The 24,467-nt window shown below is 70.4% G+C and carries 18 protein-coding genes; 6 read left to right on the top strand and 12 right to left on the bottom strand.

The features are described 5' to 3' along the window. Positions 1–47 precede the first annotated feature (47 nt). A complete protein-coding gene (locus Q1A98_RS08675; protein ID WP_299572108.1) occupies positions 48–932 on the top strand; it encodes a DUF1295 domain-containing protein in 885 nt (294 codons plus the stop codon). After that, on the top strand, positions 929–2,041 hold the full coding sequence (locus Q1A98_RS08670) for an FAD-dependent oxidoreductase (RefSeq protein ID WP_299572106.1): 1,113 nt from the start codon (positions 929–931) through the stop codon (positions 2,039–2,041). The genes Q1A98_RS08675 and Q1A98_RS08670 overlap by 4 nt, the downstream gene beginning before the upstream one ends. A 121-nt stretch (positions 2,042–2,162) precedes the next feature. On the opposite strand, the gene Q1A98_RS08665 is transcribed toward Q1A98_RS08670, so the two are convergent. After that, complete coding sequence (locus Q1A98_RS08665; protein WP_299572103.1) at positions 2,163–2,582, bottom strand: VOC family protein; 420 nt, start codon at positions 2,580–2,582, stop codon at positions 2,163–2,165. A 54-nt stretch (positions 2,583–2,636) separates the two neighbouring features. Between Q1A98_RS08665 and Q1A98_RS08660 the strand changes: the two genes are divergently transcribed. Beyond that, complete coding sequence (locus Q1A98_RS08660) at positions 2,637–3,698, top strand: hypothetical protein (protein ID WP_299572101.1); 1,062 nt, start codon at positions 2,637–2,639, stop codon at positions 3,696–3,698. 57 nt (positions 3,699–3,755) lie between these two features. Here the strand turns inward: Q1A98_RS08660 and Q1A98_RS08655 are convergent, their stop codons facing one another. From Q1A98_RS08655 to htpG, 4 genes are all read right to left on the bottom strand, one after another. Beyond that, on the bottom strand, positions 3,756–4,424 hold the full coding sequence (locus tag Q1A98_RS08655) for an MspA family porin (RefSeq protein WP_299572099.1): 669 nt from the start codon (positions 4,422–4,424) through the stop codon (positions 3,756–3,758). Positions 4,425–4,467: 43 nt separating this feature from the next. Further along, a complete protein-coding gene (locus Q1A98_RS08650) occupies positions 4,468–5,175 on the bottom strand; it encodes an MspA family porin (protein WP_299572096.1) in 708 nt (235 codons plus the stop codon). Positions 5,176–5,495: 320 nt separating this feature from the next. Next, positions 5,496–6,824 carry an ammonium transporter gene (locus Q1A98_RS08645; protein ID WP_299572094.1) on the bottom strand — a complete coding sequence of 443 codons (1,329 nt, stop codon included), beginning with the start codon at positions 6,822–6,824 and terminating at the stop codon, positions 5,496–5,498. A 22-nt stretch (positions 6,825–6,846) separates the two neighbouring features. Beyond that, positions 6,847–8,811: a molecular chaperone HtpG gene (htpG, locus tag Q1A98_RS08640; protein WP_299572091.1), complete on the bottom strand. Its 1,965-nt coding sequence runs from the start codon at positions 8,809–8,811 to the stop codon at positions 6,847–6,849. 216 nt (positions 8,812–9,027) lie between these two features. Between htpG and Q1A98_RS08635 the strand changes: the two genes are divergently transcribed. The 3 genes from Q1A98_RS08635 (at position 9,028) to Q1A98_RS08625 (ending at position 12,172) form a co-directional block, all read left to right on the top strand. Then, positions 9,028–10,425, top strand: coding sequence for a glutamate decarboxylase (locus Q1A98_RS08635; protein ID WP_299572089.1), 1,398 nt, complete (start codon positions 9,028–9,030; stop codon positions 10,423–10,425). A gap of 98 nt (positions 10,426–10,523) precedes the next feature. Continuing rightward, a complete protein-coding gene (locus tag Q1A98_RS08630) occupies positions 10,524–11,303 on the top strand; it encodes a PIG-L family deacetylase (RefSeq protein WP_366943395.1) in 780 nt (259 codons plus the stop codon). A 56-nt stretch (positions 11,304–11,359) separates the two neighbouring features. Next, the gene (locus tag Q1A98_RS08625) at positions 11,360–12,172 is read left to right on the top strand and encodes a glycosyltransferase family 2 protein (protein ID WP_299572088.1); all 813 of its coding nucleotides are present in this window, start codon (positions 11,360–11,362) and stop codon (positions 12,170–12,172) included. Positions 12,173–12,174: 2 nt separating this feature from the next. Here Q1A98_RS08625 and recD read toward each other — a convergent pair whose 3' ends face one another. The 7 genes from recD to Q1A98_RS08590 form a co-directional block, all read right to left on the bottom strand. Next, positions 12,175–13,968, bottom strand: coding sequence for an exodeoxyribonuclease V subunit alpha (gene recD / locus Q1A98_RS08620; protein WP_299572086.1), 1,794 nt, complete (start codon positions 13,966–13,968; stop codon positions 12,175–12,177). Beyond that, positions 13,965–17,294: a UvrD-helicase domain-containing protein gene (locus Q1A98_RS08615; protein WP_299572084.1), complete on the bottom strand. Its 3,330-nt coding sequence runs from the start codon at positions 17,292–17,294 to the stop codon at positions 13,965–13,967. Before Q1A98_RS08615 ends, recD begins: the two co-directional genes overlap by 4 nt. Beyond that, on the bottom strand, positions 17,291–20,602 hold the full coding sequence (gene recC / locus Q1A98_RS08610) for an exodeoxyribonuclease V subunit gamma (protein WP_299572081.1): 3,312 nt from the start codon (positions 20,600–20,602) through the stop codon (positions 17,291–17,293). Before recC ends, Q1A98_RS08615 begins: the two co-directional genes overlap by 4 nt. Position 20,603: 1 nt before the next feature. Continuing rightward, positions 20,604–21,068, bottom strand: a complete 465-nt coding sequence (locus tag Q1A98_RS08605) for a thioesterase family protein (protein WP_299572079.1) — start codon at positions 21,066–21,068, stop codon at positions 20,604–20,606. 95 nt (positions 21,069–21,163) lie between these two features. Continuing rightward, complete coding sequence (locus tag Q1A98_RS08600) at positions 21,164–22,408, bottom strand: cyclopropane-fatty-acyl-phospholipid synthase family protein (protein WP_299572077.1); 1,245 nt, start codon at positions 22,406–22,408, stop codon at positions 21,164–21,166. Next, positions 22,405–23,175, bottom strand: coding sequence for a DUF1365 domain-containing protein (locus tag Q1A98_RS08595; protein ID WP_299572075.1), 771 nt, complete (start codon positions 23,173–23,175; stop codon positions 22,405–22,407). The genes Q1A98_RS08600 and Q1A98_RS08595 overlap by 4 nt, the downstream gene beginning before the upstream one ends. Beyond that, positions 23,172–24,461 carry an FAD-dependent oxidoreductase gene (locus Q1A98_RS08590; protein ID WP_299572072.1) on the bottom strand — a complete coding sequence of 430 codons (1,290 nt, stop codon included), beginning with the start codon at positions 24,459–24,461 and terminating at the stop codon, positions 23,172–23,174. The genes Q1A98_RS08595 and Q1A98_RS08590 overlap by 4 nt, the downstream gene beginning before the upstream one ends. Positions 24,462–24,467 lie beyond the last annotated feature (6 nt).

Raw genomic sequence — 24,467 nt, 5'->3', positions numbered from 1 at the left:
GCGGCGATTTGCGATACCGGTGGTCTCGAATGGGGCACCATCGCCTGATGAGCAGGCGCGCGTCGTTCGTCCGGGTCGCCGTGGCCTACGTGGTCGCGATCGCTGTGGCCGCCGTGTGGTTGTCGCTGGGGCCGCGGACGTCGTCGGCGCTGTGGGACGCGGCCGTCGCCGATGTCCTCGCGACCGTCGTGGTGTTCGTGTTCAGCCGGGCGCACGGCAACTCGAGCTTCTACGACGCCTACTGGAGCGTCATCCCTCCCCTGCTGGTCGCGTACTGGTGGTGGCGGTCGGACGCGGGTCCCGGCGACCCGACCGCGTGGGTCGTCACCGTCGTCGTGCTGTATTGGGCGGTACGGCTGACGGCGAACTGGGCGGTCGGGTTCCCCGGCCTGCACCACGAGGACTGGCGCTACCCGATCCTGCGGGGACGGGCGGGCCGGTTCGAGGCGGTCGTCGACCTCGTCGCCATCCACCTGATCCCGTCGGTGCAGGTCTTCCTCGGGTGCGTGCCCGCCTATCTCGCGGTCACCCACCGACCGGTGGCGCTGCCCTGGCTCGTCGTCGTCGCGGCGGTGGTCACGCTCGCGGCGGTCGCGCTCGAATGGGCCGCGGACCACCAGATGCGGGCCTTCGTCGCGGTGAAGCGACCGGGGCAGGCCATGGACCGTGGGCTGTGGGCGTGGTCGCGGCACCCGAACTACTTCGGCGAGTTCGGGTTCTGGCTCGGAGTCTTCCTGTTCGGCGTCGCCGTCGAGCCGGGCGACGCGTGGTGGTCGTGGATCGGGGCGGGCGCCATGCTCGCGATGTTCCTCGGGGCCAGCATCCCGATGATGGAGGAGCGCAGCCTCGCGTCGCGACCGTCGTACGGCGACGTCGTCGAGAGGGTCCCGCGGTTCGTCCCCCGACCGCCGCGGGCGGCGGCCGGTCGGTGAGCCGACCGACGGTGCTCGTGGCGGGGATGGGCGACGTCGGGGTGCTCACCGCCATGCACCTCGCCCGCCACGTCGACGTCGTCGGCGTCGCCACCACGCCGGGACTGGTCAGTGGCCAGGAGCTCGGGTTACGGCTGTCCGACCCCGGGCGGTGGGCGCGGGACTACTGGGTCGACTACCGCCGATACCGCCGGCTCGACGAGGTCGAGATCGTCCGCGGACGGGTGACGGGGATCGACGGCGACACGCGGACGGCGACGATCACCACCGACGACAGCGGTGACACGACGCGGTCGTGGGATGCGCTGGTGATCGCGACCGGTGTCACCAACGGGTTCTGGCGGTCGCCCGACGTCGTCGACGCCGCCGCAGTGGCCGACGGGCTGCGAACCCAGCACGACGCGCTCCGCAGTGCAGGTCGGGTCGCCGTGATCGGTGGCGGCGCGGCCGCTGTCGCCGCCGCGGCCGGCATCGCGGCGCGGCTGCCCGATGCGCGTGTCGACCTGTACTTCCCGGGCGAGCGGCCGCTGCGGGACCACCACCCCAGGACCCAGGCGACGGTGCAGCGTCGCCTGGGTCGTCTCGGGGTCGCTCTGCACGCGGGCCACCGCGCACGCGTCCCTGCCGGGGCCGAGCGCGCGGACGTCGGTCCGGGCGTCGTCGAGTGGACCACCGGCCAGCACGGCGTGTCGGCAGATGCGATCGTGTGGGCGATCGGCCGCGCGACCCCGCACACGGACTGGCTTCCTGCACGCGTTCTCGACGAGCACGGTTTCGTCCGGGTCGACGAGAACCTGCGGGTGTCAGGGCTGCCGCGCACCTTCGCGGTCGGGGATGTCGCCGCCACCGATCCCCTGCGCGGGTCGGCTCGCAATCGCGCCGACCGGCTGGTCGCCCACAACGTCGGCGCGGAGCTCTCGCGGCGACGCCTCCGGCGCTACCGTCCGCGCGCCACCCGATGGGGATCGGTGCTCGGTCCGCAGGCCACCGGTCTCGAGGTGTTCACCCCCACCGGGATCGGCGTGCGTATCCCGCGGCCGGTCGTCGATCGGGTGTTGCGGCCGTGGATCGTCGACCGCGGGATCTACGGCGGTGTCCGCCCCCGCTGACCGTCGTTCGTTGGGCACCCGGGACCGTTCGTTGGGCACCCGGGACCGTGGTCATCGGCACAGTGCACACGAGGGTGTTCCTGATGCCCAACAGACGGTTCCTGGCGCCCAACAGACGGGGTCAGCTCTTCGGCGGCGCGGTGAGTTCGAGCGCGATGTTGTCGGGGTCGCGGAACTCCAGGATCGAGATGCCTCCGGCGTCCTTGATCCCCTCGTGCTCCACGCCGAGACGGTCGAGGGTGGCGACGGCATCCTCGATCTCGTCGAAGGTCGCGAGTGCGAAGCTGAGATGGTCGAGGCCCGTGCGGTCCTCGTCGAACGAGTCGTCGCCGACGGGCCGGAGGCCGAACAGGTTGCCGGCGAACTGGTAGATGACCCCGCCGAACAGGAACGACAACTGCTCGCGGGTCGCCTCGTCGGCGTCGGCGGGGAGTTCGTAGGCGACATCGAAGCCGAAGACGTCGTCGTAGAACTTCCGCGATCGCTCGATGTCACGCACCGTGATCCGGACGTGGTGGAACCCTGTCGGCGATATGGTCACTGTCGATCCTCCTGGTCGGCTCCACGACGTACCGCGAATCGGCACACTGGAGTCATGCCTACCAAGACCCGCACGGCGGCCCTGCATTCCCTCGCGGTCCTGACCTGCATCGGACTGGTGTCCGCGTGCGGATCGGACGGCGGCGACTCGCCGGCCCCCTCCAGCGCATCGTCGACACCGGTTGCCGCCGAACCGGCCGTGGCCCCGGCCCCGACGACCCGCCCGGTCGGTACCGTCATCGAGGTCGGCAACGAGCCCGAGGGCGTGCAGATCGGTACGTCCGGCATCGCCGCCGTCGGCGTCCGCCGACCGGACGGCATCTCCCTCGTCGACGTGGCGGGCAAGCGGCTGATCCGGACCGTCCCGACCCAGGGCGCGCCGCGTCACCTCGAACTCGCCGGACCCGACGGCCCGGTGATCCTGCCGCTGGAGACCGCGAACATCGTCACCACGATGACATTCGACGGGCAGTTCGGTCCGATCGCCCGAGACGTCGGGGATCTCCCGCACGACGTCGTCCTCACCTCCGACGGCACGTACGTCGGCACGAACGAGCACGGCGGCGGGGCGCTGTTCATCCGCGACGGCAAGGTGATCAAGTCACTTCCCGCGCCGCCGCCACAGCCGGGCGGTGTGGCCGCCGTCGGCCGCTACGCCGCGATGGCCGACGTGCAGGGCAACGGTGTCTATGTCTACGACGGCACGACGCAGACCGAGGTGGCGCGCAAGCAGATCGGGCTGCGGCTCACCCACGCACAGGCGATGGAGGACGGCCTCGTGGCCTTCGCGGACACCGACGGTGGTGCCGTCCTCGTCGAACGCATCACCCCGCAGGTGGTCGACGTCGCGCGCATCCCCACCGCCGGCAAGCCGTACGGCCTCGGCTACCAGGCGTCGACGAAGACGCTGTTCGTGACGTCGACCGCGACGAACACCCTGCAGGTGATCGACATGAGCGATCCCGCGCGACCGCGGGTGCGTGGGTCGGTTCCTACCGTGCAGCAACCGAATTCGGTCTCGGCGGATCCGACGACGGGAACCGTCGTGGTCACCGGCAGCGCGCCCGGCGAGGCCAGTTCGCTGCAGATCATCCCGGCCGACCTGCTGCCCCGCTGACACGACGGTGCCCTCGACCCGTGGTGGGTCGAGGGCACCGTGGTGGGTGTACGGGTGTCAGCCGATGCTGAACGGACGCCCGTAGAACGTGACCTGCTTGTCGACGTTGGACGTGCGCACGCGCACAACCGCGATCGAACGGGCCTGGGCGTAGCCAGCGCAGCCGGTGAGCTGCAGCTGCGACCCCGTGTAGCTCAGCTTGAGCTTCGTGCCCTCGTAGTCGACGTTGTTGGTGTACTGCTGGCTGCCGAAGTCGTCGGCCTTCTCCACCTGGTTGATGAAGTACTGCGTCGCCTGGCCCGGGCCGAGCGACAGCGACTGGTTCGCACCGGCGCCGGTGGCGGTGCTCGTGCCGGCGAGGTTCTCGGTGGTTGTGCCCGTGCCGCCGGGGGTGAAGGTCGAGATGTTCACCTGGCAGCCGACGATGTACCCGGCCTGGATGCGGATCTTGGCCTTCTTGCTGGAGGTCACCTGGTAGCGCGCGGAGACCTGTGCTGCGCGGTGGAGCGGGGTCCCACCGAGCGAGGGTGCGACGACGGCGGTCTCACCCGTGCGGGAGATCGACACCTTGGTGCCGTCCTGGAGGGTGGTGGTCTGGACCTGGTTCGGCAGGTTCACGAAGACGTCGGCGTTGGCCGACCCCTGCGCGAGCAGCGCGGCGGCAGCCGCGATGGCTGCGCTGGTGCCGGCGACCCCGAGTGCGCGGCGAGAAACCTTCTGGGACATGTTCATCAATTCCTTGTGTCTCTGCGGATCGTGGATGGTGGGGTCAGCCGATGGAGAACGGCTTGCCGTACAGGGTGACCTTCTGCTGGTCCTCGCCGGTGGTCTCGACCACCGAGAACGCGCGCGCCTGGGCGTACCCACCGCATCCCTGGACCTGCAGCTGGGCACGGTCGTAGGAGATGTAGTACGTGCCCTTCTTCTCGATGTTCTTCGAGTTGATGATCACGAAGGACACCGCGCCCGGGGTGAGGGGCAGGGAGAACGACCCGTTGAGGGTCGCGGTGGGCAGCGCCGCACCGATGTTGTTCAGGGTCGCGCCGCCGCCGAGGGTCAGGTTGCCGACCGTGACCTGGCAACCCACGATGTATCCGGTCGACAGGGTCGCGGCGGCACCGTTGGTCTCGGTCGAGTTGGTGCCGAGCGTGCCCGACGTCGAGGTGCTCTCGTTCTGCGCGCCGCGGTTCGGGCCGGCCTTCTTGGCCTTAAGGTTCGGGGCGTTGAGCGTGATGTCCGCGGAGACCCAGGCGGTCCGGCCCGCACCGTTGGCGGCCAGCGACGGCGAGATCTGGGCGAACTCGTTGCTGCGGCTGAGGACGATGCCGTCGTCACCGCGGATGCTCCCGCTGGGGAGCTTGACGAAGGTGTCCGCGTTCGCGGCGCCCTGCGACACGAGACCGACGGCGGTGGCGCCGATCACTGCCATCGTCCCCAGCGTGCCGGCTCGCCGGAGCGCGGTGGAGTTCTTGCTCATCTGATCCTCTTTCGGATGCTCTGCCCGCCCCCGATCAGGGGCGTGTGTTCGTGACATGAACGGAACCGACAGCGCGACCACGGGGCTCGCTGCGCTGTTGTCGATCGGCAGAATCGTGACCGGATCAGGCGAACGTGGGGTGAACGGCGGGCCGTGTTTCGGTGACATGCCTGCCGGTTTCCTGTGAACGGACCAGCTTTCCGATCACGAAACCGGTCAAATCGTAATCGTAAGCGCCGCTGACGATTTGAGACCGCAGATCGTCCATCCGATGTTCATCACGACGTTCCCGGGACGTCGTCGGCAACCGTGCGGGCGTACTAGAGTTCGCGCCGACCGCCGCGCGTCATGAGCATGTCGTAGGCCGTCTCGGCGTGCTCCGCGTCGTCGATGCCGTCCAGCTCGTCCTGGGGGTCGGCGCGAACACCGATCGTCTTCCGCAGCACGGTGGCGATGATCGCGGTGGCGAGGGTGGCATAGAGCCCGACGGCGAGCACCGCGACGATCTGACGCCACAACTGGTCGACCCCACCTCCGTAGAAGAGGCCGTCGACTCCGGCCGGCGCGGAGGCGCTGGCGACCAGACCGATCATGACGGTGCCGACGACGCCGGCGACGAGGTGGACGCCGACCACGTCGAGCGAGTCGTCGTAACCGAGGCGGTATTTCAGCTCGATCGCCAGCGAGCTGACCGCACCGGCGACGATGCCGATCGCGATGGCGCCGATCGGGGTGACCGACGAACAGGACGGCGTGATGGCGACGAGACCGGCGACCACGCCGGAGGCGGCACCGAACGAGGTCGGCTTGCCGTGACGGATCTTCTCGACCACGAGCCAACTGAGCAACGAGACCGCTCCGGCGCCCATGGTGTTGACGAGCGCTACGGCGGCGGTGCCGTCGGCGGCGAGGGCGGAGCCCGCGTTGAACCCGAACCAGCCGAGCCAGAGGAGTCCGGCGCCGAGCATGACGGCGGGGAGGTTGTGGGGCCGCATCGGGTCGCGCGGCCACCCGCGGCGCTTCCCGACGATGATCGCCAGGGCGAGCGCGGAGGCACCGGAGTTGACCTCGACCGCCGTCCCGCCGGCGAAGTCGATCGCCTTCAGGTGGTTTGCGATCCACCCACCGTGCTCCGAGGCGAGCCCGTCGAGCGCAAACACCCAATGGGCCACCGGGAAGTAGACGAATGTCGCCCAGAGGGCGGCGAACACCAGCCAGGCCGTGTACTTCATCCGGTCGGCCACGGCGCCCGCGATGAGCGCGACGGTGACCATGGCGAAGCCGGCCTGGAACATGACGAACACGACCGCGGGGATGGTGCCGACGAGCGGGATCGACACCGTCGCACCGTTCGTCGCGAGGTAGGTCCCGGTGACGAGCCCTCGGAGGCCCGCGAACTCGGTCGGGTCCCCGATGACGCCGCCGATGTCGTCACCGAATGCGAGGGAGTAGCCGAACACGACCCAGAGCACCCACACGACGCCGACGGCCGAGAGGCACATCATCATCATGTTGAGGACGGACTTGGCGCGGACCATGCCGCCATAGAAGAACGCCAGCGCCGGCGTCATGACGAGAACCAGTGCGGCACTGGTCATCACCCAGGCGGTGTTGGCCGCGTCCGGCGCTCCGAGCAGCGGGAATCCCACGGTGTCGTGCCCCCGACCCGACTCAGACCGTCGCTGTCAGCCGCGCGGCCAACAGTTTCGCGAAGTGCGCCGGGTCGTCGAGTTCACCGCCCTCGGCGATCACCGCCATCCCGTACAGGAGGCGGGCGGTGTCGGCGAGAGACTCGTCGTCACCCTTCTCCGCACGTGCGTCCTTGAGTGCGGTGACCAGCGGATGGTCGGGGTTGAGCTCCAGGATCCGCTTGGACGGCGGCAGGAACTGGCCCGACGCGCGGTACAGCTTCTCCAACTGCGGCGAGAAGCTGAACGTGTCCCCGACCAGACAGGCAGGCGAGTCGGTCAGACGCGTGGACAGACGGGTCTGCGACACGTTCTCGGACAGCGTCTCGGTCAGCCACGACGTGAGGTCGGAGAACTGCTCCTCCCGCTCGGCGCGCTCCTTCTCGGCGGCGTCCTTCTCCTCCTGCGTCTTGCCCTCGTCGTCGTCGAGATCGACCTCACCCTTCGCGATCGACCGCAGCGGCTTGCCGTCGAACTCCGGGACATTGCCCGTCCACACCTCGTCGACGGGGTCGCCGAGGAGCAGGACCTCGATGCCGCGGGCGCGAAACGCCTCCATGTGCGGCGAGTTCTCCATCGCCGACCGGGATTCGCCGGTGATGTAGTAGATCTCGGTCTGGTTGGGCTTCATCCGGGCGACGTAGTCCTCGAGCGACGTCGCCGTCTCCGGGTCGTGGGTGGACTCGAACGCGGAGATGCCCAGGATCGCGTCGCGGTTGTCGGTGTCGGCGATGAGGCCTTCCTTGATGGCGCGGCCGAACTGGTTCCACAGCGTGGTGTAGTCGTCGGGGCGCTCGGTACGGATGTCCTTGATCGTCGAGAGCACCTTCTTGGTGAGCCGACGACGGATCGCGCGGATCTGGCGGTCCTGCTGCAGGATCTCGCGGGACACGTTGAGCGACAGGTCCGCCGCGTCGACGACACCCTTGACGAACCGCAGGTACTCGGGGATGAGCTCCTCGCAGTCGTCCATGATGAAGACGCGCTTGACGTACAGGTGGATGCCGTGCGGCCGCTCCCGCATGAACAGGTCGAAGGGTGCCTGCGACGGGATGAAGAGCAGCGCCTGGTACTCGAACGTGCCCTCGGCGCGCAGCGCGATGGTCTCGAGCGGCTCGTCCCAGGCGTGGCTGACGTGCCGGTAGAACTGCGTGTACTCCTCGGCGTCGACCTCGTCCTTCGGTCGCGCCCACAGCGCCTTCATCGAGTTCAGCGTCTGCGTCTCGACGACCGTCTTCTCCGTCGGCTCGGCGTCCTCGTCGCCGTCCGCGGGTTCGACCTTCTCGGTGCGCTCGACGTCCATGCGGATCGGCCACGCGATGAAGTCGGAGTAGCGCTTCACCAACTCGCGGATCTTGGCCTCGGAGACGTAGTCGTAGAGGTGGTCGTCGGTGTCGACGGGCTTGAGGTCGAGCGTGACCGAGGTGCCCTGCGGGGCGTCGGCGACGGTCTCGATCGTGTAGGTGCCCTCACCCGACGACCGCCAGCGCGTGCCCTCGGACTCCCCCGCCTTGCGGGTCACCAGGGTGACGGTGTCGGCGACCATGAACGTCGAGTAGAAGCCGATGCCGAACTGGCCGATGAGGTCGGCCGAGGCCGCCGCGTCCTTGGCCTCCGTGAGCTTGGCCCGCAGCTCCGCGGTGCCCGAGCGCGCCAGCGTGCCGATGAGACCGACGACGTCCTCGCGGGACATGCCGATCCCGTTGTCGCGGATCGTCAGTCGGCGGTTCTCGACGTCGCGCTCGATGGTGATGTGGAGGTCGGACACGTCGACCTCGAGGTCCTTGTCCTGGAACGACGCCAGCCGCAGCTTGTCCAGGGCGTCGGAGGCGTTCGAGATCAGCTCCCGCAGGAAGCTGTCCTTGTTCGAGTACACCGAGTGCACCATCAGGTCGAGCAGTTGGCGGGTCTCGGCCTGGAACTCGCGTTCTTCGACGGGGGCGTTCACGACGTCGGTCTCCTGTGTCACCTCGGCCGGCGGCTGCCGGCACCATCGATTCTCATTCCGCCGGACATGCGGTCCGGCGCAGGAATTTTACCGATACGTCCGACCTCACCTGGACCGCCCCCGCCAACCGGCGACGATCGTGTAAGCCGGTGTCAGGAGTCCGCGACGCAGCCCCGCGGTGGACCCGTGTGCCCCACTCACCTCCGAGGAGACACCGTGACCGATACGTCCGGATCCGGCCCCGCCACCCCCGACGACGGCGACACACACCTCGCCCCGGCCTACACCGGCCGCCTGTCCCGGGACCGCATCCCCGCCCTGCGGATGCCCGAGAACTCGATGGACCCCGACGCCGCCTACCGCTTCATCCACGACGAGATGATGTTCGACGGGGCGTCGCGGATGAACCTGGCCACCTTCGTGACGACCTGGATGGACCCGCAGGCCGAGAAGCTGATGGCCGAGACCTTCGACAAGAACATGATCGACAAGGACGAGTACCCCGCGACGTCGGCGATCGAGTCCCGCTGCGTGTCGATGGTGGCGGACCTCTTCAACGCCCCCGATCTCGACCCGGCCGACCCGTCGAGCGCCACCGGTGTGACGACGATCGGCTCGAGCGAGGCCGTGATGCTGGCCGGACTGGCCCTCAAGTGGCGGTGGCGCGCCCGTGGTGCCGGCAGCGGGACACCCAACCTCGTCCTGGGATCGAACGTGCAGGTGGTGTGGGAGAAGTTCTGCCGCTACTTCGACGTGGAGGCGAAGTACCTCCCGGTCGAGCGCGGCCGGTACGTCATCACGCCCGAGCAGGTGACCGACGCGGTCGACGAGAACACCATCGGCGTCGTCGCCATCCTGGGCACCACCTACACCGGTGAGCTCGAGCCCGTCGCCGAGGTCGTCGCCGCGCTGGATGCGCTCGCGTCCTCAGGCGGCCCGGACGTCCCCGTCCACGTCGACGCGGCCAGCGGGGGGTTCGTGGTGCCGTTCCTCGACCCGGATCTGAAGTGGGACTTCCGCCTGCCGCGCGTGAAGTCCATCAACGCCAGCGGTCACAAGTACGGGCTGACCTATCCGGGCATCGGCTTCGCGGTGTGGCGGACGCCCGCGGACCTGCCCGAGGACCTCGTCTTCCACGTCAACTACCTCGGCGGGGACATGCCGACGTTCACGTTGAACTTCTCGCGGCCGGGCAATCAGGTGGTCGGGCAGTACTACAACTTCCTGCGCCTCGGTCGGGCGGGCTATCGGGAGATCATGCAGACGCTCGCGGACACCGCGCAGTGGCTGGCTCACGAGATCGGTCAGATGGACGTGTTCGAGGTCGTCACCGACGGCAGCGGGATCCCCGTGCTGACGTTCACCACCACACCGGACGTCGGCTTCAGCGTCTTCGACGTGTCGCGAGGGCTCTCCACGTTCGGTTGGCAGGTGCCCGCGTACACGATGCCCGACGACGCGACCGACGTCGCCGTCCTGCGGATCGTCGTGCGCGAGGGGTTCTCCGGCGACATGGCGCGTCACCTCGCCGACAACCTGCGCACCGTGGTCGACGGGCTGCATCAGGCGCACACCACGGGACACCTCCCCCACCGCAAGCACTTCGCGCACTGACGGCGGGCGGTGGGCCGACGACCGTCCGACGCATCCCCCTACGCTGAGGGGAGACCGTCCCGCCGCCGGCGCACCCGCGCCCCTGCGTGAGGAGGAGCGTGCCCCCAGGGTCCGTGATGTTCGTGCACGCCCACCCCGACGACGAGTCGCTGTGGACGGGCGGCACCATCGCGCGCCTCGCCGACGCCGGGGTCGCGGTCTCCACCCTCTGCTGCACCTGGGCCGAGGGGACGAAACGTCACGCCGAACTGCAGCGCGCCCTCGCGACACTGGGAGCTCCACCCGCGGCCGCGCTCGGGTACGCGGACGGGGCGTACCCGGACTCCGCACCCGGAGCGCCGCGCCTGTGTGACGCCGACTTCGACGGGGCGGTCGCCCAGGTCACCGCGCACATCCGCGCAGACCGTCCGGACGCGGTGGTCACCTATGACGCCTACGGCGTGTACGGGCATCCCGACCACATCCACACCAACCGCATCACGCTCGCCGCGGTCGACGCCGCGGCGACCTCGTCGATCTATCCCGACGCCGGACCGGCCTGGCAGGTGCGATCGGTCTACTTCACCACCGTCCCGACGTCGACGATGGACGCCATCGGTCGGCGCATCGGCACCGCTGACGACGCACCGCCGGCAGGGACCCCGAACGACGAGATCGACCTGACGGTGGACGTGGCCGACTGGGTCGACCGCAAGTGGACGGCGATCAACGAGCATCGGTCGGAGATGGATCGCAGCACGGCACTCAAGGCGCTGTTGGCCCTCGACGAGGACACCCGCCGTCGGCTCCTCCGCGTCGAGTACTACCTTCGCCGCGACCTGGTGCAGGGGGGGTGCCCCCTTCTGCCGGATGCGCGGGAACAGGTCATCCCGCGGTGATCCCGGTGCCGTCGACCCGGCCCGCCTGACGACTCCGTCGTCGATACCCTTCGCGCATGGACTTCAGCTTCGTCATGTTGACGTGGAATCGTCCGCGGTTCTTGGACGCGAGCCTCACCAGCTTGTCGTCGAACATCGCACATCGGGACCGGTGCGAGATCCTGGTCCTCGACAACGGCTCCGATCAGCCGACCAGAGATGTCCTCTCCCGGCACGCCGGTCAGCAGAACGTCCGCGTCATCACCCTCGAGGAGAACGAGGGTCTGCAGGCGTATCACCGGCTCTTCGCGGCGGCGAAGGGAAAGTACATCGTCGTGGTCGACGACGACGTCCTCGAGTTCCCGCCAGACCTGGACCTCGTGTTCGACCAGTACATGACAGCCTTCCCCGACTACGGCTTCCTGTGCCTGAACGTGGTGCAGAACGAACACACCGACGGCGCGAAGCCACCGGCGGACGCGTACTCGCCTGACGTCAGGGGCGACCTGACCGTGGAGCGCGGACCAGCCGGCGGATGGTGCGCCTGCTTTCGGCGACGTCACCACACCCTGCTCAAGCCGCTGATCAGACGCCGCGCACTGTCGATGGCGAGCGGTGAGGACGGGATGCTCTCGACCGTGTTCGCGAAGTACCTCCGCAAGAAGCACGGTGTCATCCGCGACCACCTCTGCTTTCACGCATCGGGTCCCTACTACGCAGCGCAACACGGACACCTCGACCGGGAGATCGAGAAATACGAGGCGGTCGGGTTGACCGATTTCGTCACCGCGTACGAGACGTATCGCGACACCGGCCAGGGACAACGGTCCGACGACAACAGGGGTGACCATCACCCGTCAGAACCTGGTGGGCCAGACCACGGAGCCTGATCTCACCGAGCAACATCGACGAGGCTCGTGCGCAGGCCGCTGGCGCGCAGCACCTTTCGCTCGACCCCGGCCCGGAGGTCGGCTGCGGTCCCCACCAACGTCACCGCGTCCGTCGACCGGGTGATCGCGGTGTAGAGCAGTTCTCTCGTCAACAGAGCCGACCGTCCCGGCGGGATGACCACGGTGACCGCGCCGTACTGGCTGCCCTGACTGCGGTGGATGGTCGTCGCATACGCCGACACGACGCCGCGCAGGGTGCGGGGCCGGACGAGGCGCGGCTCCGCTCCCGGGTCGAGGCCGGGGAAGGCGACCATCGGCTCCCCCTCCACGAGGACCACGACACCGGTGTCGCCGTTGTACAGCCCGGCCCGCCGGTCGGTCTCGGTCAGCAGGACCGGGCGGCCGGCGTACCACGGTCGTGCGGGGTGATCGTCGATGTCGGCGGCGCGGGTGACGACGGTCTGCCAGTGGGCGACGCCCGCAGGTCCCCGGCGGTGGGCGCACAGCACGCGGTGGCTGTCGAGAGCGGCCAGTGCACCGGCCGCGTCGCCTGCCTGCGCCGCCGAGGACATCGCGCGCAACCATCGGGTGGTCGCGGCCAACACGTCGTCGAACGCTGCGCCGGTGTCGTCGACGAGGCGGACACCGCCGACGTCGGCGTCGGGGTCTGCGAGGCGACCGATCACCGCGTCGGCGTCACCGGCGCGGACCGCGTCGGCGAGAGCCCCGATCTCCCCGCCGAATCGCCGACGGCGTCGGAGTGACACGACGGCACCGGAGGTCCCGGTGTCGCTGTCGCCGACGTTGTGGACGAGGTCCGCCAGCACGGCACCCGCGTCGACGGATGCCAACTGGTCGGGGTCGCCGACGAGCACGAGTCGCGTCGTCGGGCGCAGCGCGTCGAGGAGGCGGAACATCATCGTCAGCGACACCATCGACGCCTCGTCGACGATCACGACGTCGTAGGGCAGCCGGTGTGCCGCCGAGTGACGGAACCGCCTGCCCCCCGGCAGCGGCCCGAGCAGTCGGTTGATCGTCACCGCACGCACCGGCGGGAGACGCAGGTCGGACTGGCCGCTCACGGCGGCCTGCAACGCCGCCGCGGCGCGACCGGTCGGGGCACACAGACCCACCCGCAGACCGGGTCCCTCGATCTCCTCGAGCAGCGCGACGATCCGCGCGACGGTGTGCGTCTTGCCGGTACCGGGTCCTCCGGCGAGCACGGTGGTCCGATGGGTCGCCGCGGCCCGTGCGGCCGACGCCTGCAGGTCCGGTCCGTCGTCACCGTCGTCGGGGAAGAGCCTCGCCACCACGGCGTCGACGACCGCCTCGTCGACGGTCGGCGGATCCGCGGCGCGCGTGGCGAGCACCTCGCGGACGCGGGACTCCTGACGCGAATACTTGTCCAGGTAGACCAGGACGGCACCGTCCCCGGTGCGCGCCACTCGCAGCGGGGCGAGTCCACCGGAGCCCGCGACCGCCAACGGTGAGGACCGGAGGTCGTCGAGGAGCGCGTCCGCGTCGGGCCAGGGCAGGTCCGCGATCTCGAGGCCCTCGGGGGCGTCCCGGTCGGGTGGGATGTCGCGGAGTCGGGCGAGGTCGACGCAGACCGATCCCGCGCGCAGCGCTCGGATCGTCAGTGCGACGAGGAGTCCCAGGGTCGGCGCCACTCCCCCGACCAGACGCACGAGCCGGCGGGCGACCTGCACGTCGGCGACGCCGAGCACCCCGGCGTCGGCGAACACCGTCACCAGATCCCCTGCGGAGGCCGGCGACGTCGTCGAATCGGCGGTCACGAGCGGCCTCCCAGCAGGTCCGACAGCGCGACGACCATCGGCCCCGGCACGTCCCAGCGCAGCACGCCGATCCCCGCCGGCGTCGCGGGGCCGGCCATCCCGCGCACGAAGAGGTACAACACGGGGCCGAGGCGATCCTGTGCCTGCGGGTCGGACAGCCGCCACCGCAGATATCGGTAGAGCGCGACCGCGTACAGCATCGCCTGCAACGGGTAGTGGGAGCGGATCATCTCGGCGGTCATGGCGGGACCGTCGTAGTCGAGCGCCGAGAGATCGCCGGGGCCCATGCGGTTGGTCTTGTAGTCCACGACGAGGTACCGCAGATGTTCGCCGACGGGGACGCCGAGGACAGCGTCGATGCTCCCGGTGAGGAAACCGCGCAGTTCGGGATCGCCGAGTTCGCGCAGCACCGATGCGTAGCCCCGCATCGGATCGTCCTGCGGCAGATGGAGGTCCATGAGGTCGGCGATCGCAGCCACTGCACCCGTCCCGGCGGCCAGCGGGAACTCGAAGTCGACCTCGGCGAGTCTCCGGCGACGCGGGACGTCCGCGAGCCGCAGGTCGGGATCGCGGCCGCCCGCGAGGTGCAGCGGCGTGCTCAGGACCGCGACCAGCGCGTCGACGAGGTGGCCGTGGTCGAGGTCCAGACCCGCACTCGCCACGGCCGGGATCGCGCAGCGCTCCACCTCGGTGCGCAGGTCGGGTGCGTCCACGTCGACGGTCTCGAGGACCGCGTGCACGAGGGTCCCGAACGCGGCGCCGTAGGGCAGACCGTTCATCGGCGACGGGAGCGCGAGACCGTCGGCGTCGATGTCGGTCACCGCATCGTCGTCCGTCGTCTCCTCGGTCGGCTCGTCGGCGACGGTGAGCGGATCCGGTTCGGTGGCCACGCCGGGTGCCCGGTCGTGGGCGGCGGCCACGAGCGCGGTGTACGAGGTGCGCCGCCACCCGGCGTCGATGGTCCGATCGAGCCGGGCAGCGCGCAGCGTCGTGGGGCGGCCGGTGTCGGTCTCGTCGTCGACGACGGTGTCCGTGGACCCGGATCCGCCGTGCGACACGACGATCGGGACCGTCGCGCGTGCGGCCCAGTCGGTGAGACGGTCCATGACCTCGGCGTCGGTCGGGAGATCCGCCGATGGTCCGGGATCGGGTGCGGCGACCGCACGCGGTGGTCGTGCGAAGAGGAGACGGTGCAACGGTGACTGTCGCGCCGACGACCCCGGAGCCCACCACAGCGTCACCGCGGATCGCGCGCGCGTGACGGCGACGTAGAACAGACGCAGGTCCTCCCCCGCGTCCTCGGCGTCCGCGACGGAACGACGTCGCTGGTAGCCAGGAGCCTCGGGTCCTCCGACGTCGAGGACTCGGCGGTTGTGGTCGTCGTGGAACTCCAGCGTCTCCGGCTTCGGGACCTTCGCCGAGTCCCACCCGAACGGCACGTGCACGATGGGGAACTCCAGTCCCTTGCTGCCGTGGACGGTCATGATCGTGACGGCGTGCGCGTCACGGTCGAGACGACGGCTCTGTTCCGCCTGATCACCCACCCCGGGGTCCTCGCGCCGTTCGGAGAACCAGCGGACCAGACCGGGAAGCCCGGCACGCTCGGTGACCATGTGGCGGTGGCACAGCGACGCCAGGTGCAGGTGGTCGGTCATGGCCCGCTCGCCGTCGTGGGTCGACAGCACGCGGGCGTAGAGGCCGCGGCGCAACGTCAGGCGCTCCACCATCGCGGCGAATCCCGACCGCTCCACCGTCTCGGCCAGGTCGGCGACGAGATCCGACGCCGCGTCCGGTGCGCCGCCCGCCTCGGCCACCTCCGCCGGGGACCACCCGAGGAGCGGTGTCAGCGCAGCGAGCGCCACGCGATCGGCGCGGGTCGGCTGTTCGAGGGCTCGGATGAGGTGGAACCAGTCGCGCGCGGCGTCGGTGGCGAACACGCTCACCCCGGCACCGACCACCGAGGCGACGCCGTGGGTGCGCAGGGCGGACTGCAGCGGCTCGATGACCTTGCGCGCGCGGACGAGGACGGCGATGTCCGACGGCCGGACCGGCCGGTCACCGTCGGGCGTCGACAGTGTCGGCGGGTCGGCGAGGATCGCCGCGATGTCGTCGGCGACGTCGGTCACCACGGACCGGCGGAGCGCGTCGAGGACGGGCAGTCCCGATCGCGACATCGGGCCGTGGCCGGTGCGGCGCACCACCTTCAGGCGCAGCGGGGGCAGACCGTCGATGCGCGGCTGCGCGTGACGGGCGTCGACGCCGCGCACGACGATCTCCGGGTTCCCGAGCTCGGCGCCCCCGTAGAGGTGGTCCAGCGCGGACACCAGGTCGGCGTCGGTGCGCCAGTTCGTCGTCAGGCGACGGTTCTGGTCGGCGACGCGGGACGCGTCGAGGTAGGCGAGCACCTCGGCCCCGCGGAACTTGTAGATCGACTGCTTCGGGTCGCCGACGAGGGTCAGCGCCACGTGTCCGTGGAAACAGCGGCGCAGGATCTCCCACTGGACGGGATCGGTGTCCTGGAACTCGTCGACGAGCACGGCGCGGAAGTGCCGTCGGATGCGCGCGCATGCGGCCTCGCCGTGCACCGGGTCGCAGACGACGTCGCGGAGCAGCGACTGCAGTTCGTCGTAGTCGCGGATGCGGCTCATCCGCATGCGCCGTCGGACCTCGCGGCGGACGACCTCGACGAAGCGCCCCCGCAGCGCCTCGGAGGTGTCGTCGGCGGCGTCGTCGGGGACGATGCGGGCCGCGGACTGACGGACCGCCGCGCGGGCGATGGTGCGCGTTGTGTCGGCGGAGAACGGTGGCTCCGCGGTCGCGAACCACTTGAGATGCACGTCGCCGGCGACCTCGTTCACGAGGTCGTCGACCTCCTCGACCAGCGTCAGCCCCTCCTCACGGTCCCCGGCGACGCCGAGGGCGTCGAGCATGCGCGAGCAGAAGGTGTGGGTGGTGCTGACCGTCGCGGCGTCGAAGTCGGACAGTGCCGCGGCGATCCGTTCCCGGCGCAGCGTCAGCTCGGCCGGATCGACGTCGGCGACGATCGCGACGAGATCGTCGTCGGAGGCCTCCGGCTCCGCGAGACCGGCTGCGAGGGAACGCAACCGCTCGCGCGTCCGCTCGCGCAGCTCGGCCGTGGCCATCCGACTGAACGTGACGAGCAGCAGCGACTCGACGGGCACGCCCTCGGCGATGTAGCGCGCGGCCAGTGCCACGATGGCGTGGGTCTTCCCGGTGCCCGCCGACGCCTCGAGGACGGTGGTCCCGGTCGGGAGCGGGTCGGCGAGGGTGAACGGCGACGCCTCACCGCGGGTGCGGTCGCTCATCGTGTCGTCGTCGTCTCGTGGGCCGTCAACGGCTGCCAGATGCGTGCCGCGATGTCCCGCAGATCGGCGTCGGCGGCGGCGATCTCGTCGAACCCGCCCGGGAACACGAACTGTTCGAACCGGTCGGTGTGCTCGCCGTACCTCCCCTCGTAGTCCTTGCGCGCCGCGTCCATCGCCGGGTCGTGGTCGACGCCGCGTCCACGGCGTTCGGCGTAGGTCGCGGTCGCGGCCACGGGTGCGGGCAGCGGGGCCTGCAGACCACGGTCCCGCAGGGCGACGAGGTCGGCGAGCAGCGCGACGGGGTCGGCGGGCACGGTCAGATCGGCGACGGCGATGGCTGGGCCGCGACCTCGGCCGACGGTGCGCGCACCGAGCATCTCGGGCACCGACGCCGCGGTCGCCAGCAGAGTCGCCCACGCGCCGATACGACGCCTCGCCGACAACCGTGAGAAGGAGGCGGTGACCGCACGGAGCCCGGTGTCGTTGTGCCGCAACGAGTCGACGGTCCCGGTGACCCGTCGCCCGTCGGGCAGGGCCACGTCGACGTCGACGGTGACGCGCGGGGTGAGTGCCTCGGGCCCGGCCGCGCCGGCGATGCGGTCGACGACGTCGACGATGTCGTCGAGTGCGCGCGTCCCGAACGTGAACGGCGGCAGCATCCCCCGCCGCAGTTCGATGTTGCGCAGGGTCGCGAGATCCATGCCGTCGAGCCGACGCGAGAGGATCCGGTCGCCGATACCCCAGCGGTCGAGGGAGTCGAGGTCGGCGGTCATCGCGTCGGGCAGGACGTCGTCGGCCTCGGGGACGCCGGTGTGCAGCCGCTGGCGGAGAAACGCGCGCGTCGGATGCTCCAGGAAGGCGACGAGGTCGCCGAGGTCGAGGTCGTCGCGCAGTGCGGCCGCCGGTAGCGGGATCGGGGTCCGGTCGAACACGAGGGTTCCCGACGACGGCGCGAGCATCGCCCGGGCGCCGGCCAGGGCGACCGTGTCGTAGGAGAACGGGTGTGGCGTCGTGTCGGCCACGCCGGGTGCGGGATCGTCCGCGGCGAACGACGCGGGATCGAAGGCGTGCAGCGGGTGCCGATGCACGATCTCGTCGGGGCCGTCCGCGCCGACCAGGGTGACGAGCGTGTCGAGCAGTTCGCTCACCGGCACCGACGGTGGCCGGCGAAGTCCGGACACCGGGTCGGTACCGGAGAAGCAGACGGCGAGCCGGTCGGTCGCGGACATGATCGTGTCCAACAGGAGCTGACGGTCCTCGGCCCGCGGATCCCGTTCCCCCACGACGGGATCGCGGCCCAGGACGTCGTCGCCGTCGGCCCGGGTCGCCCGCGGGTACGTGTCGTCGTCGAGGCCGAGGAGCACGACGGCGCGGTGCGGGACCGACCGCATGGGCACCATGGAGCACACCGTGAGCTCACCGGTGCGGAAGTTGGCGCGGGTGGGTCGCGCGGCGACCATCTCGTCGAGCAGGGCGGTGACGTCCGCGCGACGCAGGGTGAGCGACTGCCCGTGGTCGAAGGCTGCGTCGATCTCGGCGATCGCGCGTGCGGTCTGCCATGCCTGCGTGCGATCGCTCTCGGTGAGGTCGGCGACGACCCCGACCAGTGCGTCGCGCCACTGCACCCCGGTGTGGACGCCGGTGAGGGCGTCCACGCAGCGTTCCAACGACTCGACCAGGGCGACGAAACGTCCGACGAGATCGACGTCGGCACTCTCGATGTCGGCCAACGGCAGGGCCCGGTCGATCCAGCCGTCGAGTTCGTCGGCGGCGACGCCCAGCGCGAGCCGGTCGACGCCGGTCTCCATGGTGTTCTGCGGGAAACCCTCGAGACCGAACGCCTTGCGCTGGGGCGCACCTAGTCCCCACCGCACCCCGCCGCGCACGAGCCAGTCGTCGATGCGCTCGAGTGCGTCGTCGTCGAGACCGAAACGCCGGGCGACGGGTTCGCGCGCGGCCAGGTCGGCGACGTCACCGGCGGTCACCCGCGACCCGGCGAGCGCGTGCACGGCGACGACGGTGTCCAGGACGGCGTTGGTGGCCGCGAGCCCGCGGTCGGCGAGGCGCACTCGCAGTTGGTGCGCGGGGTGGGTGGTGGCGTCCTGGCCGAACGACGCGGCGACGAGCGGCGCGAACAGGTCGATGTCGGGACACATGACGATGACGTCGCGGGGGGTCAGGGTGGGGTCCTCGGCGAACATCCGCACGATGACGTCCCGGGCGACCTCGACCTGCCGAGCCGGTCCGTGGCAGGCGTGGACGGTCACGGTGCCGTCGGCGACGGCGCAACCCGGACTCGGCGGCTCGTCGGCCTCGACGCCGGACTGGAGGCGACCGAGCAGCGTGGTGGGTCGCGCCTGCGGGAGGGGATGGTGCACGTCGTCGTCGACCACGGCCCCGAGACGGTGACGGGTCTCGCGGACCTCTCGGGACAAACTGGCCACCAACGGGTGTGGGGACAGCGCGCGGCGCAGCGCGGTCCGCCGGACGGGTCCCCCGGCGGCCTCGGAGTGCCACAGTGCGTCGGACGGGTGGGGCAGGAACACGTGCACGTCCCGGTCCTCGGCTGTCGCCGCCAGCACGTCCAGCTGCTGCGTGGTGAGGCGTGTGGGGCCGAACAGGGCGACGCGCTCGGGCAGGTCGACGGACGTCGGCTCGTCCCGGATCCGTGCGCAGAGGTCGTCGAGCATCTCGGCCGGTGACGGTGTCCCGATGCGGGCCCGCAGGGCACGCCACACCACCGGTTGCCAGCGCAGGTCGTCGTCGACCGGCCGTACCGAACCGTCCTCGTCGGAAACGCCGTCGACGTCGTCGCCGCGCGTCCAGGCGGCGAGCATCGCGGGCCGCGACGCCGCGTAGGCGCGGAACAAGCGGGTGAGGTGACCGGCGGTGGCCCACCGACGGCCCGCCCGATGGGGGTCCACCCGGGCGCCGTCCACACCGAGATGCCGTGCCAGGACGGCGCATTCGGGCAGCGAGGCACACTCGTCGACGACGTCGAGAAGGTGCCAGCGGACCCGGGCGGTCGCCCACGGGTCGTCGGCCATGCGGTGGCCGCGGACACCGGCGAGGACGCCGTCGACGAGGTCCGAGGCCGACCGGAAGTCGATGTTGGCGGCGACGCCGTCGCCGGTGCCGGACGTCGCTCCCAGGGTCGTGGCGAAGCGCTGCGCGAGCCACCGCTCGACGCCCTTCGCGGGCACGGCCACGATCTCCGCGGCGAACGGGTCGGGCAGGGGCTGCACCAGGATGTCCGCCAGGGCGTCGGCGAGGACGTCCGTGCGGGGCGACCGGTGCAGCGTGAACACGTCAGGCCCGCGCCGCGGACCGACTGCGCAGGGGCAGGGGTTCCCGGAGGCGGTCCGACATCGCGGCGAGGACGTCGTCGGGCAGTGGCGCCGGGCGACCGGAGACGTCCACGCGCACGAGCGTGGTCTCGGCCTGGGCGTAGGCGGTGTCGTCGACACCGGTGATACGCGCGGAGAAGTCGAAGGACGAGCGCCCGACCCTGCTGAGCCACACCGAACAGGTGACGTCGTCCTCGGTGTAGGGCATGACCGCCAGGAACTCGATCTCCTGACGCACCACCACCAGTCCGCCCTCGAGCAGTTCGCGCCCGTCGGCGGCGGACGCGTCACGCGCAAGGAGCCGGTGGGACGCACGGATGCGGGACTCCTCGAACAGCCGCGCGATGGCGACGTTGTTCACGTGGGCGTTGAGGTCCATGTCGCCCCAGCGCAGCTGCAGGGACACGGGCACGACGTCACTGGACATGCGGACACACTATCGACGCCGTCCGACGCCCCCGCCCCTGCCGTCGACCGTCCGCAGGGTCGCCCCCCGCACGGCGGGTAGGCGGTGCGGACGCGTCAGGGTCGGGTGAACTGCAACTGGCTCACCTGCAGGTAGCCGGAGGCGAAACCCGCCTCGCAGTAGGCGAGGTAGTACTCCCACATGCGACGGAAGGTCTCGTCGAACCCACCGTGCACCGCGCCCGCCGAATCCCACGAGGTGATGAAACGATGACGCCACCGCCGCAGGGTCTCGGCGTAGTGCTGTCCGAGGTCGCTGCGGGCACTCCGGACGAGTCCGGTGTGCGCCGCCAGCGTCTCGTCGATCGCCGGCAGCGACGGGATCAGCCCACCGGGGAAGATGTACTTCTGGATCCAGCCGAACGATCGGCGGGTGGCCACCATCCGCGAGTGGTCCATCAGGATCGCCTGGATGGCGACGGTCCCGCCCGGCGCGAGGAGCGAGTCGATGGCCGCGAAGTAGGTGGGCCAGTACTCCTCGCCGACGGCCTCGATCATCTCGACGCTGACGATCGCGTCGAACTCGCCCTCCACGTCGCGATAGTCCTGCAACCGGATGTCGATGCTGTCGGTCAGTCCCGCCTCGGCGATGCGCTCCCGGGCCAACCCGAGCTGCTCGGTGGACAGGGTGATCGTGGTGACCTGTGCTCCGCGCTGCGCGGCACGGATGGCCAGAGCGCCCCAACCGCTGCCGATCTCCAGGACCCGGGTACCCGCACCCACGTGGGCCATGTCGAGGATCGCGTCGATCTTGCGCAGCTGTGCCGCCTCCAGATCTTGCTCGGCGAACGGCAGGGACTCGTCGAACTTCGCCGCGCTGTACGACATCGTCGGGTCGAGGAAGGACGCGAACATCTCGTTCGACAGGTCGTAGTGGGCTCCGATGTTGCGGCGCGACCCCTCGCGGGAGTTCTTCGTCACGGCGGGGATGCGCTTGTCGACGACGGCGCGCAGCTTCCAGATGGGCTCGGGGACCAGCGATGTCATCCGTTCGGCGAACGGGGTGAGCGCGGCGCCGAGGTCACTTCCCGGGGCGGCACGCCAGTCACCGGCCATGTAGGCCTCGCCCAACCCGATCTTCGGGTTGTGGCTGATCCGGTCGTAGAAAGCCTTGGGGCGCACGATCTCCAGCACCTGGCTGCCCGGTCCCCCGGCACCGCGCACGGAACCGTCGGGGAAGCGGACCATGACCGGCGCCTTGCCGATCGCGTAGTCCATGAGCCATCGGGCGATGGGCACCTTGACGAACGTGCCGGCGAGCAGTGGGCGGCGCACGGCGAAGGGGTCGGCGAGTCCGGTCATCTCTGGATCTCCTGGGCTGGGGTGTGCACCGGTCGTGGGACGACCGGCAGTCGGCGGAGCCACAGCCACACGCCGTGCACCGTGATGAGGGTGCGGGCGCGCTGTGGCATGAGGGGCATGGTGGTCAGGGCACGCACGAGGCGGCCGGGGGTGGCTGGGCGTGGGGTGCCGGTGAACGAGGCGTGGAACGGCGCGTGCTCCTCGCGGTCCAGACGGATCGAGACCGCGACCGCGTCGTCTCGCAGGACGAACCGCATCCGGTAGCTCCCGGAGACGTCGTTGAACGGCGACACGTAGAACGTCTTGTCGGTCTCCGCGGTCCCGTGCTCGTCGGGGTGCAGCAGGTAGGCCGTGCGCTCGCCGTAGGTGTTGTGCACCTCGGCGACCAGACACACGACGGCGCCGTCGGGGTCGATGCACCAGAACACCGACAGTGGGTCGAACACGTATCCGAGCACGCGGGCGTTGGCCAACATCAGGATCCGCGATCCCGCGGGCAGGTCGACGCCCTGTGAGTCGAGGAAGCGCTCGACGTTCGCGCGGATGCTGGCCGGTCCCCCACCGTCGTCGCGACCGATGTGGTCGGCGGCACGGAACGCCGCGAACGGACGCAGCACCGACGGCGGCCGGGGCGGCTGGTCGAGGTCGATGAGCCATTGGTAGGCGCGGTGGGTGAACCGGTGACGCAGGGGTGTACGCCGCTCGTGGGCCACCTCGCCGACGACGAGAGCCGGGAGCGAGGGCAGTGTCAGGGGCCGGGTGGTCACCAGCGTCCACCGAGACGCTCTGCCGCGGCCACCCCGGACCGGCAGCCGTCCTCGTGGAAGCCCCAGCCGTGGTAGGCCCCGGCGTACACCGTTGTGTCCGTGGCGATCTGCGGCAACTCGCGCTGCGCGGCCACGGCACCCGGCGTGTACACGGGGTGCGCATAGTCCATGACGGCGATGATCGCATCGGGATCGATGCGGTCGGTGGCGTTCAGCGTGACCAGGTAGTCCGTGTCGCCGGGCAGGTTCTGCAGACGGTTCATCCAGTAGGTGACCACCGGCGGCTCGTCGGAGGTGTCGACGTCGCCGGGGACCAGGTAGTTCCACGACGCGCGGGCACGCGGCGTCCGAGGCAGCAGGCTCGAATCGGTGTGCAGCACGGCCTCGTTCGGCGAGTACCGGAACGCCGACAGCACCGACTTCTCCTCCGGCGTCGGATCGGCGAGCATCGTGAGCGCCTGGTCCGGGTGGACCGCGACCACGACGGAGTCGAACCGGTGGGTCCCGCCGTGTCCATCGGTGATCGTCACCCCGCCGTCCGCGTCGGGATCGCTCCTGCTGATCCGCGTGACGGGGCAGCTCACGCGGACGTCGTCGAGGCGTTCTGCGACACGGCGCACGTACTCGTTCGACCCGCCGGTGACCGTGAACCACTGCGGCGACCCCGTCACCGACAACATCCCGTGGTTGCGCAGGAAGGCGAAGAGGTACCGCGCCGGGTAGTCCATGGCCGTCGCACTGCCCGACGACCACACGCACGACACCAGCGGCACCGCGTAGTGGCGGCGGAAGAACTCACCGAACCGGTGGTCGGCGAGGAATTGACCGAACGTGGTCAGATCCTCGTCGTCGGTGTCGGACAGGAACTGGGCGGCAGCGCGGTGGAACTGCTTGACCTGCACCAGCATGCCGACGAAGCGGGGATCGGCCAGACGCCATGGCTGGGCCAGGATTCCCCCGACACCCCGACCGCCCGCGTACTCGAAGCCGCCCGCGGCGTCGCGGATGCTCATGCTCATCTCGGTGGGCTGCGTGGCGACGCCCAGTTCACCGAAGAGACGGCGCAGCAGCGGATAGGTCTCCTCGTTGTGCACGATGAAACCGGTGTCGACCGCGATGTCCCCGCCGGGACCCGGGACACGGTGGGTGTGGGCGTGGCCGCCGAGACGGTCGTCGGCCTCGAACAGCGTGACGTGGTGGGTACGCGCCAGGATGTGCGCCGCGGTGAGCCCGGACACGCCGGAACCGACCACCGCCACACTGCCGCCCGAACGGGTCGTGTCCATCGTTCA

It is taken from the genome of uncultured Williamsia sp. (genome assembly GCF_947494875.1).
In the GTDB taxonomy this organism is placed as follows: Bacteria; Actinomycetota; Actinomycetes; order Mycobacteriales; family Mycobacteriaceae; genus Williamsia_A.
The sequence above is the reverse complement of the archived record's forward strand: the minus strand, read 5'-3'. Positions and strand labels throughout refer to the sequence as shown.

Excerpts from the sequence above, each read along its gene's own strand:
- Q1A98_RS08600 (WP_299572077.1), bottom strand. The coding sequence starts at position 22,408 with ATGACCGGACTCGCCGACCCCTTCGCCGTGCGCCGCCCACTGCTCGCC.
- Q1A98_RS08605 (WP_299572079.1), bottom strand. The coding sequence starts at position 21,068 with ATGTCCAGTGACGTCGTGCCCGTGTCCCTGCAGCTGCGCTGGGGCGAC.
- Q1A98_RS08660 (WP_299572101.1), top strand. The coding sequence starts at position 2,637 with ATGCCTACCAAGACCCGCACGGCGGCCCTGCATTCCCTCGCGGTCCTG.
- Q1A98_RS08655 (WP_299572099.1), bottom strand. The coding sequence starts at position 4,424 with ATGTCCCAGAAGGTTTCTCGCCGCGCACTCGGGGTCGCCGGCACCAGC.
- Q1A98_RS08615 (WP_299572084.1), bottom strand. The coding sequence starts at position 17,294 with ATGAGCGACCGCACCCGCGGTGAGGCGTCGCCGTTCACCCTCGCCGAC.
- Q1A98_RS08650 (WP_299572096.1), bottom strand. The coding sequence starts at position 5,175 with ATGAGCAAGAACTCCACCGCGCTCCGGCGAGCCGGCACGCTGGGGACG.
- Q1A98_RS08625 (WP_299572088.1), top strand. The coding sequence starts at position 11,360 with ATGGACTTCAGCTTCGTCATGTTGACGTGGAATCGTCCGCGGTTCTTG.
- Q1A98_RS08675 (WP_299572108.1), top strand. The coding sequence starts at position 48 with ATGAGCAGGCGCGCGTCGTTCGTCCGGGTCGCCGTGGCCTACGTGGTC.
- Q1A98_RS08590 (WP_299572072.1), bottom strand. The coding sequence starts at position 24,461 with ATGGACACGACCCGTTCGGGCGGCAGTGTGGCGGTGGTCGGTTCCGGC.